This window comes from Maritalea porphyrae, assembly GCF_027213965.1.
Taxonomy (GTDB): domain Bacteria; phylum Pseudomonadota; class Alphaproteobacteria; order Rhizobiales; family Devosiaceae; genus Maritalea; species Maritalea porphyrae_A.
This window is the reverse complement of record NZ_JAPWGX010000003.1, coordinates 422,847-445,311: the sequence shown is the minus strand read 5'-3', so window position 1 is coordinate 445,311 and position 22,465 is coordinate 422,847. Positions and strand designations below refer to the sequence as shown.

The following is a 22,465-nucleotide window of genomic DNA, read 5'->3' as shown; positions in this document are numbered from 1 at the left end:
TAACTCAATGCAAGATTTTGAACAATTGAAAGACCTTGACCAACTAAGAGAGCTCGCCAGTTTTGAGCCAAAGTCAGATTTGGCCTCTTCAGATTCGCGCAAGCGCAAATCCACTTTGTTGCGTATCGCGCAAAACATCGCCGAACGTAGCCAACAAAAAACAGTTGCTGAGATGCTTGGTTCTGTCATGGCAATATCCGCAAGAACACGCCGCGTTTTGCACGAACCGGTTAGTGTTGAACTTGATGTTTTCAATGCAGACGGGTCAAGAGCGGTGGTCCTTGAGTTTGGTCAGTCAACAGACTGACCGCTCACCTCAATTGGCGGCGACGTGGTGGAATGCTTCATTTTCAAGCACACGCGCCCGCCACTCATCTCGACGTGCTTTGCGCTCTTCAATCAATTCGCGCACCGGTAGGTTCAATGAATCGACAAGCTTGCGGTATTCTTGCCTAGCGCTGATCTGCGACACACCACCCCCTAATAGAATTTCATCGCTGGCCGGATCAAAGACTGTAAGACCGGATGAAAACAACGAGCGAAATGCAACACGCTCTGCAATCCCCTCAGCCATACGACATCCCAAACGGTTAGATATCCGCTCAATGGCGGAGTGCACGTTGCGCATATTTCGTGAGGACAGAGAAGCAATCCGGTTGCGCACAATCACCCAGTCAATTGTTCTGCCATCAAGCGCCAACCGTTCTTTACGCGATTGCTGCACCAGGCGAGCATAGTGATTTATAGAACGAATTTCGAGAGTCGTTGGATCGACGTCAGCAAGCACATCAAGATCAATCAAGCTGTCGTTTACCGGTGTGACCAGCGTGTCGGCCAACGAATGACTTAATCTTGTTAGGTGAGTATCAAAACCCGGGGTGTCAACGATTAGAAAATCCGCATGCCTTTCCACCTCACCCACAGCCTGCCGAAACAGCGAGAACTCGATCCGCTCGCGCTCTTTTTGACTATCTGCACGCGCGATAGGCAAGTGGTAATGCGTTGTATGCGGAATGCGAACCCCATGTTTGCGGGCCCAATTGCGGCGGTTCTTTACGTAATGAGTGAATGTTTGTTGACGACTATCGGTATCAATCGTCGCAACATTATACCCTTGATAAAGCAACTGAATGGCAAGGTGAAACGCTGTGGTGGTTTTACCCGACCCGCCTTTTTCGTTGCCCAGCACAATTAGATGCGCCCCAGATCGCTCTACCATTCAATTTCCCTCGTATGTCCCTGCGTACTATTGACGATAGTGGCGGCTAACAACAAGACAGTTTTTATAGTTAATGAAATCTAACTTAATGATTGAGGTAAACGCATTAAATAAGTCCTAATTCGGCAAGCGCTTGTGCCATTTCTTCCGGTGGCCGTTCCGACCCACCAATCGAAGAAATGTCCTTTGGCGCATCATCAACTTTGAGGTAGCGCCAGCCCTGAAAAGGGCGTTTGGGCTGAGGAACAGTAGGCACCAACTCCTGATCCATTACGATGTCGCAAAAAGAACGTCCCTCGCCGTCTGTGCCCGCTTCCAAGCCCACAATACGTTGTCGGCACTGAATCTTGCCCCCAAACACCCAATAAATGGACCCACCAGCCAACAGCTCCTCAGCGCGTTTGGGCATCATTCTTGTACGGTGCCAAGCAAGACCATCTGGCCGTCCCATTCCACTTTGTACCAGCGCTGCGCGATAGGCAGCGAGCTCGTCGATAGAAGTGGTTCCAACCGATAATTTTATCAAATGAATCATGAAGCAAACTTTGCAGCGATTGTTGACTCTAACAAGTCAAAAAGAAGGGGCGCTGATCAATCTGACCGCGCCCCGTTTAATTTGCCAAATAACCTAGAGTTAGTGTCTAGGCACTGACGATGACTGATACGAGTAGTCCAACTGACAGCAGACAAATGAATGTCCAAGTTGCTGCCCGCCAACATACCGCCTTAGATTGGCTGCGCATGCAGTCTCCTATATTTGTTTCACCCCTCCAGCATCGCCTCAAAGCGCCGCCGGAGCTTTAACAGATAATTAATTATAGCGAGCAATGCAAGCATTAGTATTTAGTCGCATGCCCCTGTGCATAAATTGGTGCATAACAACCGGTTAGAGCAGCCCAAACGCAAGACCCGCGAGCCATAAAAACGCAAAGAAACCAACAACATCAGTTACCGTTGTCACAAATGCGGTTGAAGCAACAGCGGGGTCAATATTCAATCGGTCAAGTGCGATCGGAATAAGAATTCCAGACACACCTGCCGCAAACATATTGATAACCATCGCAACCCCAATGACGCCGCCAAGCAACGGACTGGAAAACCATACAGTCGCTACAACACCAATTATTAGCGCAAATATGACCCCGTTTAGCGCACCCACAAGTACTTCACGTGTGATCAAGCGGCGGATGTTAAATCGATCCAATTCCTTTGTCGAAAGCGCCCGCACCGTCACGGTCATCGCTTGCGTGCCCGCGTTCCCGCCCATTGAGGCGACAATGGGCATAAGCACCGCTAGCGCCACCATTTGCGAAATAGTCGCGTCAAATTGGGCAATCACCAAAGAGGCCAAAACTGCGGTGACCAAGTTGACCATCAACCATGTCACACGGCTACGAAGGGCATCCCAAACGTTATCTGAAATCTCTTCGTCACCAACACCAGCCAAACGCTTGATGTCTTCGCCGGCTTCTTCCTGGATCACATCAACGATATCATCAATGGTGAGTACACCGACCATTCTGTTGGAATCGTCTACGACCGCCAATTCGACCAAATCGTATCGTTCAAACAGACGGGCCGCCTCTTCTTGATCTTCTTCCGCGGCAACATCAATCACATTATTGTTCATAATGGCTTCGATGCTATCGGGTCGTTTTGCCCGCAACATGCGGTCCAGCGCCAGGGTGCCCAACAAGTTGTACGATGGATCAACCACATAGATTTGGTAGAAATCGTCAGGCAAATCATCAGCGTCGCGCATATAATCGATTGTTTGCCCAATCGTCCAGAACGGCGGAATAGCAATAAAGTCGGTTTGCATGCGCCGACCGGCTGTTTCGTCGGGGAAATCCAAACTGCGCCGCAATGCCAAACGCTCAAAGGTTGGCAATTGCGCCAAAATCTCAGCTTGGTCTGACCCTTCAATATCCTCAAGAATATAAACAGCGTCATCACTATCTAGCTCTTGCACCCCACGCGCAATATCCGCGTTGGGCAACTCGTCCATCAGCTCAAGGCGAATGCCATCATCAACTTCGGTAAGGGCAGAATAGTCAAACTCGTCACCCAATAGGGTAATCAGGCCCATCCGGTCACTTGAAGACAGCACTTCAAGAACGTCACCAACGTCCGCAGCATGCAGTGGCGCCATAAACGTTTTAACTTCAGCCGAATCGTCGGTGGCGATCAAATCGACGAGTTGATCAACCCATTCACGATTTATCTGATCATCTTCCTCACGCAACTCAGGAATATCGCTAAATTCGACATCTTGAACCGCACTCTGGGCATTTTCTTGAACCATAATCGCCTCCGCAAACGATTTTGAGTTACTCTGCGTAACATGGGTGTAACGAATTCGCGAAATGCTGGCTAGCCGTTGTTTTAGCGGATTTGCACGCTTCGGGTTGAATATAGAAATTACGCACATCACGCGCCACTCACACCGATTTGAGCAGGCGTTATTTTATCTTCTCACTCGTTTCAGCCAAAACAAGGGTGCAGCCAGATGAGCTGCTTAAGAAATTTTGAAAAACTTGAATTCCCTTGGAGGATTAAATGTCTAAGTCAAAAACCGCTACAGGCCTTATCGTTGCTTCTGCAATGGCCGCTGCAATTTCAACAGCTGCATCAGTTGCCCCCGTTCACGCCGATGAAATGGCAATGGAAAAATGCTACGGCGTTTCTGTAGCAGGTAAAAATGACTGCGCTGCGGGTCCAGGCACCACCTGTGCAGGCACATCAAAAGTTGACTACCAAGGCAACGCATGGACACTTGTTCCAGCAGGCCTTTGCGACAATGCAGATTTTTGGGCTAAAGTGATCCCAGGTGATCGTGCCGGTTCAATGGAAGCGCTTGATCGCGACATGGCTGGCTAAGCCACACTGTTTTCTTGGGCGGCAAGTGCCGCCCACGACTTTCAACAAAACCAGTAGCTAAAAGTCTTTGGGGCAGAGCACATGATTGGCAAATATTTTGGCGTAGGCGTCGGCTTCAAACCCGAACACTTCCAAAACATCATGGAATCCCAACCCGACCTTGGTTTCTTTGAAGTCCATGCAGAAAACTATATGGGCGACGGGGGCATCCCTCATCGCATGTTAGGCGCTCTGCGCAATCAATATCAGCTCAGCATCCACGGCGTTGGTCTGTCTCTGGGAACCATGGGCAACCTAGATCAAAACCACCTGCACCGTCTCAAAAGCCTTGTCGATCGCTATCAACCAGCACTTGTGTCTGAGCATCTGGCATGGTCCAGCCACGACGAAGCCAAAAACCTTCTTTTCCTAAACGATTTGCTGCCAATTCCTTACACACAGGAAACACTTGATCGCGTTGTCGAACATGTCGACCAAACTCAAACCACACTCGGGCGGCAAATCCTTGTGGAAAATCCTTCTACTTACGTAGCTTTTAGCGACACGCAGATGAGTGAGATTGATTTTATCACCCAAATGCAAAAGCACACAGGCTGCGGGCTAATTCTTGACGTCAACAACGTCTATATTTCAGCAAACAACCAAAAGATGGATGCATTTGACTATTTGGATAGTTTCCCCACACACGCTGTGGGCGAAATCCATCTCGCCGGACACGCAGAGGACGTTGACGATAGCGGTGAGCGACTACTTATCGACGCCCACGACCGCAAAGTCGCCCCCGACGTCTGGTCACTCTACCGGCATGTCATTCAAAAAACGGGTGAAATCACAACACTAATTGAATGGGACAATGATGTTCCAGACTGGCCAACGCTTTATCATGAAGCAATGGATGCCAAATCCTTGATGATCGAACTGGGAGCAGACACCCATGCCGCTCAGTAAGCAACAATTCTCACAGGTAGAGTTTGCGGCCCGCTTGTTTGATCCCGAGGCGACCGCCCCAAATGGCGTAGTCGATCCAAATGGTGTGGCTGCTCCCAAACGCTACAGTGTCTACAAAAACAATGTTATTGTAAGCTACCTCGAAGCCCTCGCCGCAGCTTACCCCGCTTGCAAAAACCTTGTGGGCGAGGACTTCTTCAACGCCTTGGGCCGCGCCTATTTAACCAACGTGCCGCCAAGTTCGCAGTTGATGATCCTTTTTGGCGAAGGCTTTGCAGATTTTGTTGCCAATTATGCGCCAGCCCAAAAGATCCCATTCTTGCCTGATATCGCCAAACTCGAACGCGCATGGCGGCTTGCCTATCACAGCGCCGACATTGCCCCTATTTCTGCTGAAAAGCTTTCTGCACTTCCCCCAGAACAATTGGGCGATGCAACAGTGTCGTTTTTGCCTTCGGTGGCGTTGATTAGTTCGCCTTTCCCCGTCATCAACCTTTGGGCAGCCGCCACCAAAATGCAAACGTTGGACGGTATAGACCCTCAAAATGGGGAAACTGCTTTGATCGTGCGGCCAGAATTAGATGTAAATGTCCATAACGTCCCGAAAGACCTTGCTGATCCCATTTTGGCGATAATCCACGGTGAAACGCTGAACCATGCGGCAGAAATCGGCCTGGCCAACAATGATGATTTCGATTTTTCTGCGATGTTTAGTTTGCTGATCCAAACTGGCGCGATTGCCAACATCATTTTAGATACAAAAGGAACCTGATAATGCTCGGAACCGTTTTTGGTCGCTTTGACCGTTTGCATATGTTTGGCCTTCCCGGCGCGCTTGTCGGGTCTGCAATCCTTTTGTGGGTGCGCTTCTTTTTGGGCATGCCATATTGGAATTCTGGTTGGACAAAATGGTCGCAATTCCCATTCAGCGTCAATTCATCAGCAAAATACTTGTTTTCACAAGAATATAAGCTGCACATTTTCGGGTCAGAAATCCCCTTTCCTGCCCCTGAACTTCTCGCCCACTTCGCAGGACTCGGCGAAGTAATCCTGCCCGTATTCCTAATCGCCGGATTGTTCTCTCGATTTGCAGCATTGGGCCTATTGGGTATGACGGCTGTCATTCAGCTTGTTTACCCTGGAGCTTGGATGATTCACGCAAGCTGGGCGCTTGCCGCATTGGTGGTCATTGTCGTTGGCCCCGGCATGTTCTCTGTCGACGAAGCTGTGCGCCGCGTCTTAAAGATCAAATAGCGTAAAAACCCAAAGGGTCACGCAATGGTGTGTGGCCCATTTCATTTCGTGCTATCTTGCCACAATTGCGCCTTGAAATCGCGCAATCGAGAACCTTCGCGCAATAGGCGCTAGGGAACCCAACGGGGCAAGGCAAATGAACAAGACAGTATTAGCAATTATCGCAGCCATCATCGTCATCGGTGGCGGTTACTATGTTTATGATAGCGGCCAAAAAGCCGAGCAAGTGCGCATTGAAGCTAAAGCTGCTGCAAAAGCAGCAGAACAAGAAGCAGCCGAAAAAGCTGCTGCAGAGGCGAAAGCCGCTGAAGAACTTGCTAAGGCCGCTGCTGAAGAAGCCGCAAAAGCTGAAGCAGAAGCCAAAGCAAAAGCTGAAGCTGAAGCAGCCGCTGCAGCCGATTTGGCAAAAGCCGCCGAAGAAGCCGCAACCAAGGCAGCTGAGGACGCAGCAAAAGCTGCAGCGGACGCCGCCGCCGCGGCTCAAACTGAAGTCAACAATGCGGTTGAAACTGTACAGGAAGCCCTGAGCGTTGAATCTTTGACCAAGTCGGTTGATGAATCAAACTTGGGCGATATTGAAAAGTCATTGTTGAAAGCTGCAATTCAAGCGGCAGGCGACAACCAAGACGCACTGAAAGCAATTTGGGAAGACTTTAAGGCAAAAACTGCTCAATAATCTGAGCAACGAAAAAGCAAAAGCCCTGGCAGCATTAGCTGACCAGGGCTTTTTGTTTGGTGCGGCCGAGAAGACTCGAACTTCCACGGGTGTTACCCCACAGCGACCTCAACGCTGCGCGTCTACCAATTCCGCCACGGCCGCATTTGGTAGAAATGCTCACCAATCATGTGAGCGCGCCACCCATTAGCAAATGAGTTTCAAAGTGACAAGCTAATTGATGGAATTTGCGAGATTTTCCTCAACGCTATTTGTTGCGTATAATCTTTTCAGTAATATCTACAGACAATTGACCATCATCGATTTTGATTTCACCAATGGCGACAAGCGTGTTGTTTGCGTAGATCTTAAGGGGATCGTGCTCGGTGGCGTCCAGTTCAATAACGGCGCCACGGCCCATGCGGAGCAAATGGTGGATCGGCATATCGGTTGCACCAAGTTCAACCGTTATATCAACCTCAATCGCTTTTAACCTATCCATTTTACTGCCAACACCAAATCTTGATACAATAGACAATTGAAGCAGGCGCAGAATTGCCCTAAATCATGCTTCACCGAATGACTATGCTGAATTTATGGTTAGCGAACCATTAACAAAGCCAAATCACCTGCGCCAATTTGAATAGGTTAGAACACCAAGCCGATGTCACTTGCAACACTTTTTCGTCCCGACAACAAACCCACCCTATGGCAAATTGCTGACGCCCCCGTTCCTTATCCCGTTGCCCTAGAGCAAATGAAGGCGCAAGTGGCTGAGATGGCCACAAACGGCGCACAAGAGCGTGCATGGCTGCTTGAACACCCCCCGCTCTACACTGCTGGTACGTCAGCCAAAACGGACGATTTAACAGACCCAGATTTCTTGCCTGTTTTTGACGCGGGTCGAGGTGGCCAATATACCTACCATGGGCCTGGGCAGCGGGTCGTCTATTTCATGCTCGATCTTAGAGAACGTGGTCGCGATGTCCGCGCCTTTGTTCGCGCGATGGAATCTTTGGTGATCGACACATTGGCGCAGTTCAATATCGAAGGCTATCAGGTTGATGGGCGTGTTGGTGTCTGGGTAAAACGCAAAGACAAGGGCCTTGGAAGAGAAGACAAGATAGCAGCAATCGGTGTGCGTGTTTCGAGATGGATCAGCTTTCACGGCATTTCGATTAATCTAAATCCTGACCTAGACAATTACAAAGGCATCGTGCCCTGCGGCATCACTGATCAGGGTGTCACAAGCTTTGAGGACCTTGGCCAATTGGTATCAATGCCAGAGCTAGACTCTGCTCTAAAAATCGCTTTCGAACGCCACTTTGGCCCCGTCGAAACAGCTCGGTAATTTTGTGGAAATCACCTTCATGATCTGATACAAATGGGACGGAATTTCTCCTTCTCTTACAGATATTGAACGGCACAATGACCCTAGACGACTTGAAAAAACTCGCCACCAGCGGAACCATTTTCAACCTTGATCGAATGATCGGACCAAAGATCATCAAAATCCTCTACCTTTTGGGGCTTGGTGCCATCGGCATTTGGACCGTGCGCCACCTGTTTGGCTCGTTCGCTCAGTCATTTGGTGCAGGCATTTGGGGACTTTTGGAAATCGGTGTGGTTGGTCTTGGCAGTTTCGTTTTGCTGCGTGTGCTGTGTGAGACGCTATTGATCTTTTTCAAGAAGAACGAGGCCCACATTACGCTCGCCCCGACTGCCCGCCCCGCCATGAGCATTTTTGATGACGTGAAGGATGCACTGGAAGAGTTGGCAGATGACGATGCGACCTTTGAAGAACAAAAGTCAATCGAACCTGCACCAGCGAAAAAGCCGGCTGCAAAGCGAGCACCCGCTCGCAAACGTGCAACGGCATCCAAAACCAGTGCCGCATCCAAAACCAGCGCGACGGCCAAGCCAAAATCCTAACTTCACCTACCACTTGGGTTGATGCGCAAACCGCATCAACCCATTAAAATAATTCGCGCCGTTGCAATGCGTTTCCCCTATTGAACAAAAGCAAATTCAACTATGCTGACCGAATTGGATACAATCTAACATCCGGGAAGCCCATGTCTGCGTTTGATTCTAACCCTCCTGCTTTCACCTCAACTCAAATTGACCAGATCTTGGCAGACCACTACGGCCTGACTGGTGCACAAACCATACTTGAAAGCGAACGCGATCAGAACATTGCCGTTGACACAGGTGACGCAAAATTTGTTCTTAAAATCGCAAATGTTGCAGAAGATCTTGAGTTTTTAGAGTTGCAATCAAACGCAATGGCGCACTTGGCAAAAAGCGGCTATCCATTTGCCCCCGCCCAAATCGAAAACAAGTCCGGCCAGAATATTTTCACCGTTGAATTGAACGGCCAGCGACATGCGATCCGGCTCATTTCCTTCATCAATGGTCCCCTCTTGAGCGCACAAATTCCTTCAACTCAAGCGCTTACAAACCTTGGTAGCACCATTGGTCAATTGTCAGCGTCGTTGCAAGGTTTTTCACATCCAGCCGCCAACCGTCCGAATTTTGAGTGGAACTTAGACAATGTTCTCGCGCTTAAAACCATGTGTGCGGACATCGAAAATCATGACAATGCACAACGCGTTAATGCGCTTTTCGAGCGTTATGAAACGCTCATTCAGCCCAAGCTTATCAACCTGCGCAATGCGGTGCTTTATCAAGATGCAAATGACAACAACATTATTGTCGACCCAAATGACGCATCACAAATCAAAGGTGTGTTTGATTTTGGCGATATGTGCTTTGGCCGCCAAATAAACGAGCTCGCCGTTTGCATGGCATATGCGTTGCTGGGCCAAGAAGACATCTACACAGCCGCCCACGCCCTTGTGCGCGGCTACACAAGCGCTTTTGCCTTAACAGAGCAAGAGCTGGAAGTTTTGTTCGACCTGGCGCGCATGCGGCTCGTTTCCAGCGTTTGCATGTCTTCGCACCAAGCCAAAAAATACCCGGACAATGAATACCTCAAAATCTCGCAACAACCTGCCTTTGAATTGCTCAAGAGGCTTGAAAGCGTTGATGTTGGTTTCATGACCGCACTATTCCGCGATGCGGCAGGCTTTGAAGCTGTAAAAGGCGGTAAGGAAGTCACTGCTTTCTTAAAAGCGAACCGCAAAAACCTTTGCCCAATGTTTTTGCCAGATTTCAAATATCAACGTCGCTTTGTCATTCCTGCCGATGGCAGCGATCCTAGAGTACCGGATCTGTCAGCTGAAGAGTTTGACGGATGGTTCAACGCCAAACGTGCGCAACTGAACACGCGATATGGAATTGGGCGCTACGGTGAAGACCGAACTGTCTACCAAACAGCCGCATTTGCATCTCCAGCGTCACCAGAACGCCGCACCATGCATATGGGACTAGATGTATTTGTTGACGCTGACGAGCCGCTTTACGCGCCGATCGCTGGCACCGTTTACACTGTCCACGACAACGCCATTCACCTTGATTATGGTCCCACCTTGATCTTGCAGCACAAAACAGACGACGGCACGCCGTTCTATTCCCTTTATGGTCACCTCTCGCCTTCGATATTTGAGTTGCATAAAGAAGGTGACAAAATTGAAGCTGGTCAACTTATTGGGCACATTGGCGATTGGGATGTAAATGGCGGCTGGTCGCCCCACCTGCATTTCCAAATCATGACCGATATGCTCGGCCACAAGGAAAACTTTTATGGCGTTGGCCACAAAAGCCTCTGGCACGTTTGGAACCAAATCTGCATTGACCCAGACCTAATGCTCGGCCAAGCACCAGAAACCTATCAGATTGACAATCAAGATTCGGCACAAATGATGGAACGGCGGGCGAAATTGCTCGGTCCATCCCTCAGTGTGTCATACAAAAACAAACTAAAAATCGTGCGCGGCGATGGCGTGCATCTTTTTGATGAAACGGGCCGCGCCTACTTAGATTGTGTCAACAACATCACCCACATTGGCCACTGTCACCCTCATCTTGTGCAGGCGATCAGCAAACAAGCCGCCATTTTGAACACCAACACGCGCTATTTGAATGAGTTGGTGCTGGACTATGCTGAGCGCATTACGTCAAAGCTCCCCGATCCATTGTCCGTTGCGTTTTTCGTTAACTCGGGCACCGAGGCAAACGAATTGGCGCTACGCATAGCGCGCCACGCCACCGGCCAAAAGAACACGGTGGTGCTCGATTGGGCATACCATGGCAACTCTCAGGGTGCTGTGGACATCAGCCCCTATAAGTTCAAGCGCAAAGGCGGTTTCCCACAACCAGATTTTGTTGAAATAGCTGACTTTCCCGACCCATATCGCGGGCCGCACAAAGGCTATTCTGAAAACTCAGGCAAAGCCTACGCCCAGTCTGTCGCAGAATGCGTTGGAAACATCAAAAGTAAAACCGGAAATGGGGCCGCAACCTTCATCGCGGAATCAATATCTGGCGTTGGCGGGCAAATCGCTTACCCTAAAGGCTATTTGCAAGCAGCTTATGCAGCGATCAGGGCAGAAGGCGGTATATGCGTCGCCGACGAAGTGCAATGTGGTTTTGGCCGTGTTGGCGATCATTTCTGGGGTTTTGAGTTACAAGACGTGGTGCCCGACATTGTGGTGATGGGCAAACCCATCGGCAACGGGCACCCGCTAGCTGCCGTGGTAACCACAAAAGAACTCGCGACGAGCTTTGCAAATGGCATGGAGTATTTCAACTCCTTCGGCGGCAACCCAGTCTCAATGGCAGTCGGGTTGGCGGTAATGGATGTGATTGAAAATGAAAACATGCAAAGCCACGCCAAAGAATTGGGTGCCTATATCCTGAACCGCTGGCAAACCTGCAAAGACAAATACGAATTTGTTGGCGATGTGCGCGGGCACGGATTGTTCTTGGGCATTGAGCTGGTGAAAGACCGCGAAACACTGGAACCGGCAACTGATCTTGCTGGCCAAATCGTAAATGAAATGCGCGAACGCGCAATATTGCTTTCAACCGACGGGCCGCTTGAAAACGTGTTGAAATTCAAGCCTCCCATGGTGTTCAGCAAAGAAAATGCGGACTTCTTATGCGATACGTTGGACGCAGTGTTTGCCGACTTTGCTTGACGTGGGGCCTGAAAGCGTTAGAAAGCGCTTTGATCCTTCAAAAAGGCAATTTGGATGAACCAGAACCCAACCATCGGACTTGTCAGCCTCGGCTGCCCAAAAGCGCTTGTCGACTCTGAACGCATTTTGACCACCCTGCGTGCGCAAGGCTATAATTTTTCGCGTGACTACGAGGGCGCAGACGTTGTCATCGTAAACACGTGTGGGTTCTTGGACAGCGCCAAAGCTGAAAGCCTAGAGGCAATCGGCGAAGCCATCAAAGAAAATGGCAAGGTTATTGTGACCGGTTGTCTGGGTACTGAAGAGCAGTTGATCCGTGATACCCATCCAAATGTTTTGGCAGTGTCTGGCCCTCATCAATATGAGGCTGTTGTAAACGCAGTGCACGAAAATGTGCCGCCGGTTCACAAGCCATTTGAAACACTTGTGCCCGAGGACGGCTTGCGCCTAACGCCACGCCATTATGCCTACTTGAAGATTTCTGAAGGCTGCTCAAACCGTTGCACTTTCTGCATTATCCCAGCCATTCGAGGTGATTTGCAGTCGCGTCCAATCGCAAGCGTACTTTATGAAGCAGAACGTTTGGTCAAAGCCGGTGTTAAGGAGATCATGGTGATCTCTCAAGACACAAGCGCATACGGCCAAGATATCAAATATGCCTCTTCACGCTTTCATAAGCGCGACGTTGATGCGCGTTTTTATGATTTGGCCCGCGAATTGGGCGATATGGACGCATGGATCCGCATGCACTATGTCTACCCCTACCCGCATGTGGACAAATCGATCCACCTGATGGCTGAAGGCAAAATTCTGCCTTACCTTGATATTCCATTTCAGCACGCGGCGCCAAATGTGCTCAAAGCCATGCGCCGACCCGCAAACCAAGTCAAAACCGCTGATCGCATCAAAGCGTGGCGCGACATATGCCCTGATTTGGCAATTCGCTCGACATTCATTGTTGGCTTCCCTGGTGAAACTGAAGACGACTTCCAGCAACTTCTTGATTGGCTTGATGAAACACAAATCGACCGCGTTGGTGCTTTCACATATGAACCTGTGACTGGTGCGCCGGCCAATGAACTTGAAGGCGCAGTGCCCGACGAGATCAAACAAGAACGCTATGGCCGTTTGATGGAAAAAGCCCAGGCCATTTCAATTGATCGCCTCAGCAAAAAGGTTGGCCGAACAATCGACGTGCTGGTTGATGATGTTTCACCAGAAGACGACCGTGCTCTGGGCCGCAGCCAATGGGATGCACCAGAAATCGATGGGCAAGTGTTTATTGACGACGCAATTAACATCAAGCCCGGCGATATGGTCAAAGTCACGATCAATGATTCTGACGAATATGACTTGTATGGCACCCCGGCTGATGTAGCCCAACAAGCAAACAAAGATGCATAAGGCTTTCTCCCTGAAAATGGGCGATAAGACCTTGGAGCTTGGCCCAAAACCGTTGGTTATGGGCATATTAAATGTCACGCCTGATAGCTTTTCTGACGGCGGCGAGCATAGTGCTGCCGCAGACGCTGTTGGTCAGGCCAAACAAATGATAAGCGAAGGTGCTGACATCATCGATGTTGGTGGCGAAAGCACCCGCCCCGGAGCCAAGGAAGTCGGCGCACAGGCCGAACTAGACCGGATCATGCCGGTGCTTGACGCTTTGGCGGAAGCCAGAATCAATAAGCCCGTTTCAATCGATACATACAAAGCAATCGTTGGTCACCAAGCCATTCAGGCTGGTGCCTCAATCATCAATGATGTTTGGGGTTTTCAACGGGACCCAGAACTTGCCGATGTTGCCGCGCACTACAATATCCCATCTATTCTCATGCATTGGGACGAAGACCGCGACACACAAAAAGACATTGTTTCAGAACTAAAGCGATACTTTGACAAAAGCATTCAAATTGCTGAATATGCGGGACTATCCAAATCTCAAATAGTGCTTGATCCAGGGTTTGGATTTGCAAAAACCTACGAAGAGAACTTCACGCTTCTTGGTCGCATCGACGAATTGGTTGAACTAGGGTACCCTATCCTTATTGGATTCTCGCGCAAATCGACCCTTGGGAAACTGTTGGGGGTTGAGCCTAAAGAACGGGTTGCGGCAACGGGGGCAACCACGGTACTAGCATACACGCAGGGCGCGCATATATTTCGTGTGCACGATGTTCGCGAGAACTATGACGCTTTGCAAGTTGCACACGCAACCTATTACAGCCCTCCACCCGCTCGGGAAATATAATTGATGCCAAAGACAAATCGGACTGAAGACAAAATCGTGCTCGCTGACTTAGCTTTTTATGGCTACCACGGCGTCATGCAGGAAGAAAATGCCCTCGGGCAGCGTTTTCGCATTGATCTGGAGTGCGGTGTGGACCTGTCCAAACCGGGCCTAACGGACGATGTGGAAGACACAATTTCATACGACCAGATTTTCAACTTGGTCAACGAGCGTGTTACCCAAACACGTTTCAAGCTTATCGAAGCGCTTGGGCAGCATTTGATTGATGGCTTGTTCGACACGTTTGAGACGATTGAATGGGTCAGAGTACGTGTGCGCAAACCAGAAGCACCGATTCCCGTTGTAACTGGTGAATTCGCAATAGAATTGGTTCGAGATCGGGAGACAAAGTAATGGGAAAAGCTTGGCTTGGACTTGGAGCAAATATTGGCCGCCCTCGTGCACAATTACTAGAGGCGTTGCGCCGACTAGACGCTCACCCTGACGTACACATCACCCGCAAATCTCGCATCATCGAAACGGACCCTTGGGGTAAAACCGACCAAGATCCATTTCTCAATATGGCCATTGAAGTAGAAACAGCTCTAGGCCCAATCGACTTGCTCGATTCGTGCTTGATGATTGAACAAGCGATGGGCCGCAAGCGCGATGAAAAATGGGGCCCTCGCCTCATCGACATAGATGTGATTGCCTTTGGCCAATCCAGAATCAATAATGAGCGGCTTACGGTGCCACACCCCCACGCCCACGAACGCGCTTTCGTGATGGATCCGCTTGAAGAGATCGCACCATCTGTTGTTGAGTGGATCAGAAATCAGGCAAACGCCTAGAGTTCTCTTTCGACCAGTTCCAACACTTTTACCGCTGCGTCAAAGTCTTGTCGTTTGAAGGCGCGCATACGCATTGCCTCCGCATCTTCACCCCAATGGCTAGCTTGATAGTCTTCATCTACATAGGCGATTTTTAAGACTTCTGAGGCACTAAACAAGCCCTCGGCCAAACCAACTGAAAGAATTGCTGACCCCGTAATCGACGTGATCAACATTGTGCAAAAGGCACCAAACACCCCATAAGGCGCAATAATCTCACCAACCCGTGCTTGCACTTCAGGAGGTTGGTCTTGGTGGATCACTCCTGTAATGACGTTGAACGAAACATCATAGCGCCTGGTGAACGCATCAAGCGCCCCGCCCCAATGTTTTGATTGCAGATCAACTAGTTCTTGTGGCGTGTCCGCTCTGTAAGTTAGCAAGTCGTTCCCGGCGAATTTAACAATCTCCGCCTTCACTGCATCAAGCGTTTCTTCACCCTTTTCGACCGTTGTATTGACCAAACGGGTCAACGGCATGGTCGCAGGGTCTATCTCTTTTTCCTGCGCATCCCATTCAGCTGCAAGCAATGTCGCAAGCCGCTGGCTTGGCACTTTCACCAGCGTTTTGCCCGGCGATTTGATTGAACGCCCGTCTAACAGAACCCCAAAACCACCTTCAACAGCGCCAACGCTCACTTGTTTATAAAAGCGCTTTGCCAACTGTTGTTTTTGGTGTTTTTGCGCACGGCCATATCCATCTTCAATATGGGCTTCTGCATCTTCCAAAATCTCACGCATCGTGCTTACTCCGTCAATTCATCAATTGCATCAATGAGTTGATGATAGTGATCTATCACCAAATCCGCGCCGCTTTCGCGCAATGTTGTATGGTCGTGGTAACCCCAATTTACGCCCAACGCTTTTACGCCAGCCGCCTTTGCCATCGCCATATCATAAGACGTGTCGCCAATCATAACCGTTTTTGCAGCCTTAACGCCAGTTTCGCTCATCGCCGTCAAAACCATGCCCGGATTAGGCTTGGAGGGATTATTGTCTGGCGTTTGCAGCGTATGGAAATGATGACCGAAGCCTTGCTCTTTGAATAGGCGCTCCACGCCTTTTAAACGCTTGCCAGTGGCGATGCCCAAAAATGTCTCATCTTGAGCGCCAAGTGTCGCGATCGCCTCTGCAGCACCTGTATAAATCTGTTCGTTGATCAGGCCGTGTTCAATCTTATGATTGAAATAGTCTCGATAGTCTTGCTCAAGTTTTAGCGCCAGCTCCTGATTGTCGTCGCCAAGCAAATTCAGCATAATAATATCTAGGTTCAACCCAATCCCTGCACGAATGTCTGCGTCCGCTGGTTTGGGCAGGTTGTTTTTGTGAAAGACAAATTGAGCGCTCTCCACGATATGCGCAGCACTGTCGACAATGGTGCCGTCGACATCAAAAATCACCAATCGCATTAACTCTCAGCCCTCGCCCGCAACCCTTCGTCGCGCAATGTTTTGTCATATTCAATTGCAGCCATAACGACTTCACGCACACCTTCACGCTTGGTGTCCGGCATCGACCTGAATTTGATATGCCGTAAGTCTTTTCCGGTGCCTTCAAGCAACCCGAGTGGGTTGGGCAGATGCGCCCCATAAAAGAACTGCAGATTAACGTGCTTAGGCTGTCCGCAAACGGTCACGATTGTGGAGTTTGCAATAAAACCTGGAAATCCCCACCGCTTCATCCGGTGTAAATTGGGATCAACCTCGGCCGCCAAATCATAAACAGCATGCGCAATCTCTTTGATGGGCACATCGAGTTTATCAAAGTGGCTAAGATCAGGCATAGATCAATCCTCGTCTAAGGCGTCTTCTTCATTTTGGTCATAGTATTTGACGTTAAACCCGAACATATCAAACGTCTTTTGCATATGAGGTGGCAATGGCGCTGTAATGTCTAACTGTTTACCGCTCGGCAAAGGTATGGCCAGTCGGCGGGCATGCAAATGAAGCCCCTCACCCAAATCATCGGGCTTTTCCCAATTTTCGATATCAAAATACCGTGGGTCATTAATAATCGGTGTTCCCATCTGCTGCATATGCACACGCAACTGGTGTGTGCGACCGGTCACTGGTTTTAGGGTCACCCAAGCAAACTTACCGCCGGCATCTTCTGTAACCGAATAATGGGTCAACGAGTGCTGCGCCCCGTCAACGCCATTACCAACCACACGCATTTGCTCGCCATCTTCTGTCGATTGACGGGCGACAAAACAAGAAATCTTGCCTTGTTTTGGATGGGGCACATATGCTGTTACCGCCCAATATATCTTACGAGCTGAACGGGAACGAAACACTTTGCCGAAATGTGAGGCAGCTTGACGTGTTTTCGCTATCAGCAAGCAACCCGACGTATCACGATCCAATCGGTGCACAAGCCGTGGCTTTTCACCCTTCTTGTTCGGAATGCTCTCCAGCAATTTATCCACGTGATACTTGGTGCCGCTGCCGCCTTGCACAGCAAGACCATGCGGCTTGTTGATCACCAAAATGGTCTCATCTTCATAAAGCGTAATATCACGCAACAATTGCACGTCTTTTTCGACAACACGCGGCTGATACTCTTTGTGAGTTTCGGGCAAATCACCGATCGGCGGAACGCGAATGGTTTGCCCTTTGGCAAGCCGAGTGTTCGCTTTCACGCGTCCCTTATCAATCCGTACTTCGCCCTTTCGGATAATCCGTTGAAGGCGTGAAAATGGCAAATCTGGGAAATGAACAGAAAACCAGCGATCAAGGCGCATGCCTTCTTCTTCTGCGGTGACTATTCGTTGTTGTACGCCACTCATAGGGCCAAACCTCTCATAAGCGCCAATGCGCCAAACAATGCTGCAATCGAAAGCACTACAGACAAACCTACATAACCAGCAGCAGCCATCACCTGACCGCGCTCATAAAGAACAATTGCATCTAACGAAAATGCAGAAAATGTTGTGAACCCACCACAAAAGCCGGTCGCTAGAAACAGCCGGACTGACTGGCCCCATTCAGGCGTTGTCTTGGCCAAATACCCGATAACAACCCCAATGATGAATGAACCAATTACATTCACGATCATCGTGGCGTAAGGAAAACCAATTAGTCCAAATCGCATTACCAACTGGCCAACGCTATGTCGCCCCATAGCACCCAATGCACCGCCCAAACCGACCAGCAAATAGGACATTCAACTGTCTTTCTAACTTATTCACTCAGGCCCGTTTTGCCTGCAGTTTTGCTGAAACGCAAGCGCTTGAAATAGTCCATTCGCTTTTGCACGTCCCGCTCGAACCCGCGTTCTACAGGATGATAGAACTCTTGTCGCCCTAAATCATCGGGGAAATAGTCTTGCCCAGAAAAGCCTTCAGGGGTGTCGTGATCATAAATATACCCCTTGTTGTATCCCTCATTTTTCATCAATTTGGTCGGCGCATTCAATATGCTTTTTGGTGGCATGGGCGAACCAGTTTTTTTGGCAAATGCCGTGGCCTGATTGTAGGCAGTGTAAACAGCGTTAGATTTTGGCGCCGTTGCCAAATAAACGGCTGCCTGCGCCAATGCCAATTCCCCTTCTGGCGAGCCAAGCATTTGATAAGCATCCCGTGCTGCCACACATTGTGGCAGGGCAAGTGGATCAGCTAGGCCAATATCTTCCACCGCCATGCGGATCAACCGACGCGCCAAAAACATTGGATCTTCCCCAGAAACCAGCATGCGCGTCAAATAATAAAGCGCCGCATCAGGGTCAGATCCACGAATGGTCTTGTGCAGCGCAGAAATAAGGTTGTAATGCCCGTCCTGTCCTTTGTCATAAACTGGCGCCCGGCGCTGAACGATCCGCTCGAGCCCCTCCCTGTCCAACTCATCGCCATCAACAGTGGCTGCAAAGATCTCTTCGACCAATCCCAACAAAGCTCGGCCATCACCATCCGCCATTTCAGCCAATGAAATTCGTGCGTCCTCACTCAGCAGCAATGTGCGCCCCACATGCTCTTCTGCGCGGCGCAGCAATTGTTCTGCGGCCTCATCGTCGTGGGCTTTAAAAGTAAGCACTTGGGCCCGAGACAATAAAGCTGAATTCAACTCAAACGATGGGTTTTCCGTTGTCGCGCCAACCAAAACTAACGTGCCATCCTCCATCACTGGCAAAAAACTGTCCTGCTGCGCTCTGTTAAACCGGTGGATTTCATCCACAAACAACAAGGTTCGCTTGCCAGACCGTTTTAAATCCCGCGCCTGCTCAAAAACCTTCTTGAGGTCAGCAACACCGGAAAAAATCGCAGAAATCTGATGAAAGCGATAGTCGACATTCTGCGCCAACAGACGGGCAACAGTTGTTTTGCCAGACCCCGGCGGCCCCCAAAATACCAAAGAACCCAACCGCCCGGACTTTATCATCCGGGTCAAAACGCCTTCTTCACCCACCAAATGATCTTGCCCAACCACGTCAGCCAAAGATTGGGGACGCAATAGATCAGCCAGAGGCCGATCTTCATCAGGCGCGTTGGATAAGTCTTCAATAAAAAGGTCGGTCATTTCACTCGCTTACAAAGCTATTGTAACCCTAAATAACATGCGGACCATCTGGTCGCCAACCACTCAGGCAATGATAAACAGTTCGGAATACCGTCAAGCTGCCTTCTTTAATGAGCCAAAAAAAAGGCGCCCCGAAGGACGCCCTAATTCATACCAGATATAAAGTAGCTTACGCTGCTTCTTCTGCTTGGTCTTGACGCTCAGCAGTTGGGCCAGAATCTTTGCCTTTTGCTGTGATATCGCGGTCAACAAACTCAATCACTGCGATTGGTGCGTTGTCGCCATAGCGGAAACCCGCTTTAAGCACACGTGTGTAACCGCCTTGACGGTCTTGGTAACGTGGACCCAAAACATCAAACAATTTCTTTGCTTGCGTCTCATCACCAATACGAGAAGCGGCAATACGACGAGAGTGAAGATCACCCTTCTTCGCAAGTGTCACCAACTTTTCAACGATTGGACGTAGGTCTTTTGCTTTTGGAACAGTTGTAACAATCTGCTCGTGCTTAATTAGCGCAGCGGCCATATTTGCAAACATCGCTTTACGATGGCTTGCAGTACGGTTCAACTTGCGACCGGCTTTACGGTGGCGCATTCTATTCTCCTGTCAACTCAATGCGTTAAGCGAAAAAGATCAATAGTGATCTTCAAAACGCTTCGCGAGATCTTCAATGTTTTCAGGCGGCCAGTTGGCTACATCCATACCAAGATGCAGGCCCATTTGCGCCAGAACTTCTTTAATTTCATTTAGTGATTTACGGCCAAAGTTCGGGGTGCGCAACATTTCCGCTTCCGACTTTTGGATCAAATCACCAATGTACACGATGTTGTCGTTCTTCAGGCAGTTTGCAGAACGAACAGACAATTCAAGCTCATCAACTTTCTTGAGAAGCGCAGGATTAAATGCAAGCTCAGGCGTTGCATCTTCAACCACTTCCTTCTCAGGCTCTTCAAAGTTCACGAACACATTCAATTGGTCTTGCAAGATACGTGCAGCAAATGCCACAGCATCTTCAGGGGTAATTGAACCATCAGTCTCAACTGTCAAATTAAGCTTGTCATAGTCAAGAACTTGGCCCTCACGGGTGTTCTCCACTTTATAAGACACGCGCTTAATTGGTGAAAACAACGCATCCACAGATACAAAGCCAATTGGCGCATCTTCAGGACGGTTGCGATCAGCAGGCACATAGCCCTTACCAGTCTCAACTGTGAATTCCATATTGATCTCAGCACCATCATCAAGGTGACAAAGAACCAATTCTGGGTTCAGAATTTCGATATCGCCAGAAACTTCAATGTCGCTGGCCAAGACAGCGCCCGGACCCTTTTTAGACAAAGTGAGACGCTTAGGCCCCTCTTCTTCCATGCGAACTGAAATCTCTTTTACGTTGAGCACCATATCGGTGACATCTTCACGAACGCCAGGCACAGAAGAAAATTCGTGCAGAACGCCGTCAATTTGGATTGCGGTAACCGCAGCCCCTTGCAATGAAGACAACAATACCCGACGCAACGCGTTGCCCAATGTCAAACCATAACCGCGCTCTAGCGGTTCGGCGACAACTGAAGCTACCCGTGCCGGATCATTTCCCGGTACAATGTCCAGTTTTGTCGGCTTAATCAGTTCCTGCCAGTTTTTCTGGATCATTATAGTTTACACCCTTTCAATAATGCGGACTATCCGCCGATAGCCGCATGAAATGTAAAATTCCACACCCGCCCGTTTGGCCGAACGAACGGTAAAGTGAATTAAACGCGACGACGTTTGCGTGGACGACATCCGTTATGTGGAATTGAAGTCACATCGCGGATGCTTGTGACTGTAAATCCAGCAGCTTGCAAAGCGCGCAAAGCTGATTCGCGGCCAGAACCTGGACCACAAACTTCAACTTCCAATGTCTTCATGTTGTGCTCTTGCGCTTTTTTCGCAGCATCTTCAGCAGCAACCTGTGCGGCATATGGAGTAGACTTACGAGAGCCTTTAAAACCCATTGTACCGGCTGATGACCAAGCAATCGCGTTGCCCTGTACATCAGTGATCGTGATCATTGTGTTGTTGAATGTTGAGTTTACGTGCGCAACACCAGATGTGATGTTTTTACGCTCGCGACGCTTAACGCGTGCTTCTTTAGCCATGCTTTTTCCTTATGCGATCTCATCACCACCGTTCTCAGACGGTAGCTCCACCGAAATACACAGTGCCCCAACCATTCGGGGCACCAAAATTACTTCTTCTTACCTGCGATTGCTTTCGCTGGGCCCTTGCGAGTCCGAGCGTTATTGTGCGTATTTTGACCACGCACAGGCAAACCACGACGATGACGAAGACCACGGTAGTTACCCATGTCCATCAAACGTTTGATGTTCATAGCAACTGAACGTCGAAGGTCACCTTCAACGATGTAGTCACGGTCAATTGTTTCACGAACTTGAATGACTTCTGCGTCAGACAATTCCATAACACGACGTTCAGCAGGAATACCTACTTTTTCGCAAATCTCTGATGCGTGTTTAGCACCGATCCCATGAATATACTGAAGTGCAATTTCTACACGTTTATTCGTTGGGATATTTACGCCAGCAATACGAGCCACGTTGCTGATCTCCTTAATTCAATGCAGATCACCATGATCTGCGTCCACACAACAGCAACAGACCGGCATTCGATCTCTTGCAAATTTTTCAAGAAACCGAGCCCAGTCGCACCAATGCGTATAACTAAGCGCGGTTCATAACCGAGTTTCCAGTCCAAAGTCAACCGTTAGGTTGACAAAGGA

The 22,465-nt window shown here is 49.4% G+C and carries 27 protein-coding genes and 1 tRNA gene; 13 read left to right on the top strand and 15 right to left on the bottom strand.

Features of this window, described 5'->3' with window-relative positions:
• The first annotated feature begins 7 nt into the window (after positions 1 to 7).
• Complete coding sequence (locus O4H47_RS11090) at positions 8 to 307, top strand: hypothetical protein (protein ID WP_269394044.1); 300 nt, start codon at positions 8 to 10, stop codon at positions 305 to 307.
• 9 nt (positions 308 to 316) lie between these two features.
• Here O4H47_RS11090 and O4H47_RS11085 read toward each other — a convergent pair whose 3' ends face one another.
• The 3 genes from O4H47_RS11085 to mgtE form a co-directional block, all read right to left on the bottom strand.
• Entirely contained in the window at positions 317 to 1,219 is a 903-nt protein-coding gene (locus O4H47_RS11085) for a division plane positioning ATPase MipZ (protein ID WP_269394043.1), read from the bottom strand.
• 106 nt (positions 1,220 to 1,325) lie between these two features.
• Complete coding sequence (locus O4H47_RS11080) at positions 1,326 to 1,754, bottom strand: DUF1489 family protein (protein ID WP_269394042.1); 429 nt, start codon at positions 1,752 to 1,754, stop codon at positions 1,326 to 1,328.
• Positions 1,755 to 2,105: 351 nt separating this feature from the next.
• Complete coding sequence (mgtE, locus tag O4H47_RS11075; RefSeq protein WP_269394041.1) at positions 2,106 to 3,524, bottom strand: magnesium transporter; 1,419 nt, start codon at positions 3,522 to 3,524, stop codon at positions 2,106 to 2,108.
• A 254-nt stretch (positions 3,525 to 3,778) separates the two neighbouring features.
• Between mgtE and O4H47_RS11070 the strand changes: the two genes are divergently transcribed.
• The 5 genes from O4H47_RS11070 (at position 3,779) to O4H47_RS11050 (ending at position 6,977) form a co-directional block, all read left to right on the top strand.
• Positions 3,779 to 4,099, top strand: coding sequence for a DUF2282 domain-containing protein (locus O4H47_RS11070; protein ID WP_269394040.1), 321 nt, complete (start codon positions 3,779 to 3,781; stop codon positions 4,097 to 4,099).
• Positions 4,100 to 4,180: 81 nt separating this feature from the next.
• Entirely contained in the window at positions 4,181 to 5,047 is an 867-nt protein-coding gene (locus O4H47_RS11065) for a DUF692 domain-containing protein (protein WP_269394039.1), read from the top strand.
• The gene (locus tag O4H47_RS11060; protein ID WP_269394038.1) at positions 5,034 to 5,819 is read left to right on the top strand and encodes a DNA-binding domain-containing protein; all 786 of its coding nucleotides are present in this window, start codon (positions 5,034 to 5,036) and stop codon (positions 5,817 to 5,819) included. Before O4H47_RS11065 ends, O4H47_RS11060 begins: the two co-directional genes overlap by 14 nt.
• Before the next feature lie 2 nt (positions 5,820 to 5,821).
• Positions 5,822 to 6,301: a DoxX family protein gene (locus tag O4H47_RS11055; RefSeq protein WP_269394037.1), complete on the top strand. Its 480-nt coding sequence runs from the start codon at positions 5,822 to 5,824 to the stop codon at positions 6,299 to 6,301.
• Between the two features lie 136 nt (positions 6,302 to 6,437).
• The gene (locus O4H47_RS11050) at positions 6,438 to 6,977 is read left to right on the top strand and encodes a hypothetical protein (protein ID WP_269394036.1); all 540 of its coding nucleotides are present in this window, start codon (positions 6,438 to 6,440) and stop codon (positions 6,975 to 6,977) included.
• A 57-nt stretch (positions 6,978 to 7,034) separates the two neighbouring features.
• On the opposite strand, the gene O4H47_RS11045 is transcribed toward O4H47_RS11050, so the two are convergent.
• A tRNA-Leu gene (locus O4H47_RS11045) sits at positions 7,035 to 7,121 on the bottom strand.
• 103 nt (positions 7,122 to 7,224) lie between these two features.
• Positions 7,225 to 7,458 (bottom strand): FliM/FliN family flagellar motor switch protein, encoded by a 234-nt coding sequence (locus O4H47_RS11040; protein WP_269394035.1) that lies wholly within the window; start codon positions 7,456 to 7,458, stop codon positions 7,225 to 7,227.
• 162 nt (positions 7,459 to 7,620) lie between these two features.
• On the opposite strand from O4H47_RS11040, the gene lipB reads away from it, so the two are divergent.
• The 7 genes from lipB (at position 7,621) to folK (ending at position 15,136) form a co-directional block, all read left to right on the top strand.
• The gene (gene lipB / locus O4H47_RS11035) at positions 7,621 to 8,307 is read left to right on the top strand and encodes a lipoyl(octanoyl) transferase LipB (RefSeq protein WP_269394034.1); all 687 of its coding nucleotides are present in this window, start codon (positions 7,621 to 7,623) and stop codon (positions 8,305 to 8,307) included.
• Positions 8,308 to 8,384: 77 nt separating this feature from the next.
• Positions 8,385 to 8,888, top strand: coding sequence for a DUF4282 domain-containing protein (locus O4H47_RS11030; RefSeq protein ID WP_269394033.1), 504 nt, complete (start codon positions 8,385 to 8,387; stop codon positions 8,886 to 8,888).
• Between the two features lie 143 nt (positions 8,889 to 9,031).
• A complete protein-coding gene (locus tag O4H47_RS11025) occupies positions 9,032 to 12,058 on the top strand; it encodes an aminotransferase class III-fold pyridoxal phosphate-dependent enzyme (protein ID WP_269394032.1) in 3,027 nt (1,008 codons plus the stop codon).
• 54 nt (positions 12,059 to 12,112) lie between these two features.
• Complete coding sequence (gene rimO / locus O4H47_RS11020) at positions 12,113 to 13,462, top strand: 30S ribosomal protein S12 methylthiotransferase RimO (protein ID WP_269394031.1); 1,350 nt, start codon at positions 12,113 to 12,115, stop codon at positions 13,460 to 13,462.
• The gene (folP, locus tag O4H47_RS11015) at positions 13,455 to 14,306 is read left to right on the top strand and encodes a dihydropteroate synthase (protein WP_269394030.1); all 852 of its coding nucleotides are present in this window, start codon (positions 13,455 to 13,457) and stop codon (positions 14,304 to 14,306) included. The genes rimO and folP overlap by 8 nt, the downstream gene beginning before the upstream one ends.
• A gap of 3 nt (positions 14,307 to 14,309) precedes the next feature.
• Complete coding sequence (folB, locus tag O4H47_RS11010; RefSeq protein ID WP_269394029.1) at positions 14,310 to 14,699, top strand: dihydroneopterin aldolase; 390 nt, start codon at positions 14,310 to 14,312, stop codon at positions 14,697 to 14,699.
• Positions 14,699 to 15,136: a 2-amino-4-hydroxy-6-hydroxymethyldihydropteridine diphosphokinase gene (gene folK, locus O4H47_RS11005; RefSeq protein ID WP_269394028.1), complete on the top strand. Its 438-nt coding sequence runs from the start codon at positions 14,699 to 14,701 to the stop codon at positions 15,134 to 15,136. The genes folB and folK overlap by 1 nt, the downstream gene beginning before the upstream one ends.
• Here the strand turns inward: folK and O4H47_RS11000 are convergent.
• The 10 genes from O4H47_RS11000 to rpsM all read right to left on the bottom strand — a co-directional run bounded on the left by O4H47_RS11000 (position 15,133) and on the right by rpsM (position 22,282).
• Entirely contained in the window at positions 15,133 to 15,915 is a 783-nt protein-coding gene (locus O4H47_RS11000) for an ATP12 family chaperone protein (protein ID WP_269394027.1), read from the bottom strand. The two genes, folK and O4H47_RS11000, sit on opposite strands and share 4 nt — an antisense overlap.
• 5 nt (positions 15,916 to 15,920) lie before the next feature.
• Positions 15,921 to 16,583, bottom strand: coding sequence for an HAD-IA family hydrolase (locus tag O4H47_RS10995; protein WP_269394026.1), 663 nt, complete (start codon positions 16,581 to 16,583; stop codon positions 15,921 to 15,923).
• The gene (locus O4H47_RS10990) at positions 16,583 to 16,957 is read right to left on the bottom strand and encodes a DUF1801 domain-containing protein (protein WP_269394025.1); all 375 of its coding nucleotides are present in this window, start codon (positions 16,955 to 16,957) and stop codon (positions 16,583 to 16,585) included. The genes O4H47_RS10995 and O4H47_RS10990 overlap by 1 nt, the downstream gene beginning before the upstream one ends.
• A gap of 3 nt (positions 16,958 to 16,960) precedes the next feature.
• The gene (locus O4H47_RS10985; protein ID WP_269394024.1) at positions 16,961 to 17,959 is read right to left on the bottom strand and encodes an RluA family pseudouridine synthase; all 999 of its coding nucleotides are present in this window, start codon (positions 17,957 to 17,959) and stop codon (positions 16,961 to 16,963) included.
• Positions 17,956 to 18,336 carry a fluoride efflux transporter CrcB gene (gene crcB / locus O4H47_RS10980; RefSeq protein ID WP_269394023.1) on the bottom strand — a complete coding sequence of 127 codons (381 nt, stop codon included), beginning with the start codon at positions 18,334 to 18,336 and terminating at the stop codon, positions 17,956 to 17,958. Before crcB ends, O4H47_RS10985 begins: the two co-directional genes overlap by 4 nt.
• A 17-nt stretch (positions 18,337 to 18,353) precedes the next feature.
• Positions 18,354 to 19,685: a replication-associated recombination protein A gene (locus O4H47_RS10975; RefSeq protein ID WP_269394022.1), complete on the bottom strand. Its 1,332-nt coding sequence runs from the start codon at positions 19,683 to 19,685 to the stop codon at positions 18,354 to 18,356.
• A gap of 169 nt (positions 19,686 to 19,854) precedes the next feature.
• On the bottom strand, positions 19,855 to 20,280 hold the full coding sequence (rplQ, locus tag O4H47_RS10970) for a 50S ribosomal protein L17 (protein WP_269394021.1): 426 nt from the start codon (positions 20,278 to 20,280) through the stop codon (positions 19,855 to 19,857).
• Positions 20,281 to 20,319: 39 nt separating this feature from the next.
• Positions 20,320 to 21,336 carry a DNA-directed RNA polymerase subunit alpha gene (locus O4H47_RS10965; protein ID WP_269394020.1) on the bottom strand — a complete coding sequence of 339 codons (1,017 nt, stop codon included), beginning with the start codon at positions 21,334 to 21,336 and terminating at the stop codon, positions 20,320 to 20,322.
• A 101-nt stretch (positions 21,337 to 21,437) separates the two neighbouring features.
• Positions 21,438 to 21,824, bottom strand: a complete 387-nt coding sequence (rpsK, locus tag O4H47_RS10960; RefSeq protein ID WP_269394019.1) for a 30S ribosomal protein S11 — start codon at positions 21,822 to 21,824, stop codon at positions 21,438 to 21,440.
• Positions 21,825 to 21,913: 89 nt separating this feature from the next.
• A complete protein-coding gene (rpsM, locus tag O4H47_RS10955) occupies positions 21,914 to 22,282 on the bottom strand; it encodes a 30S ribosomal protein S13 (protein WP_269394018.1) in 369 nt (122 codons plus the stop codon).
• Between the last annotated feature and the right edge of the window lie 183 nt (positions 22,283 to 22,465).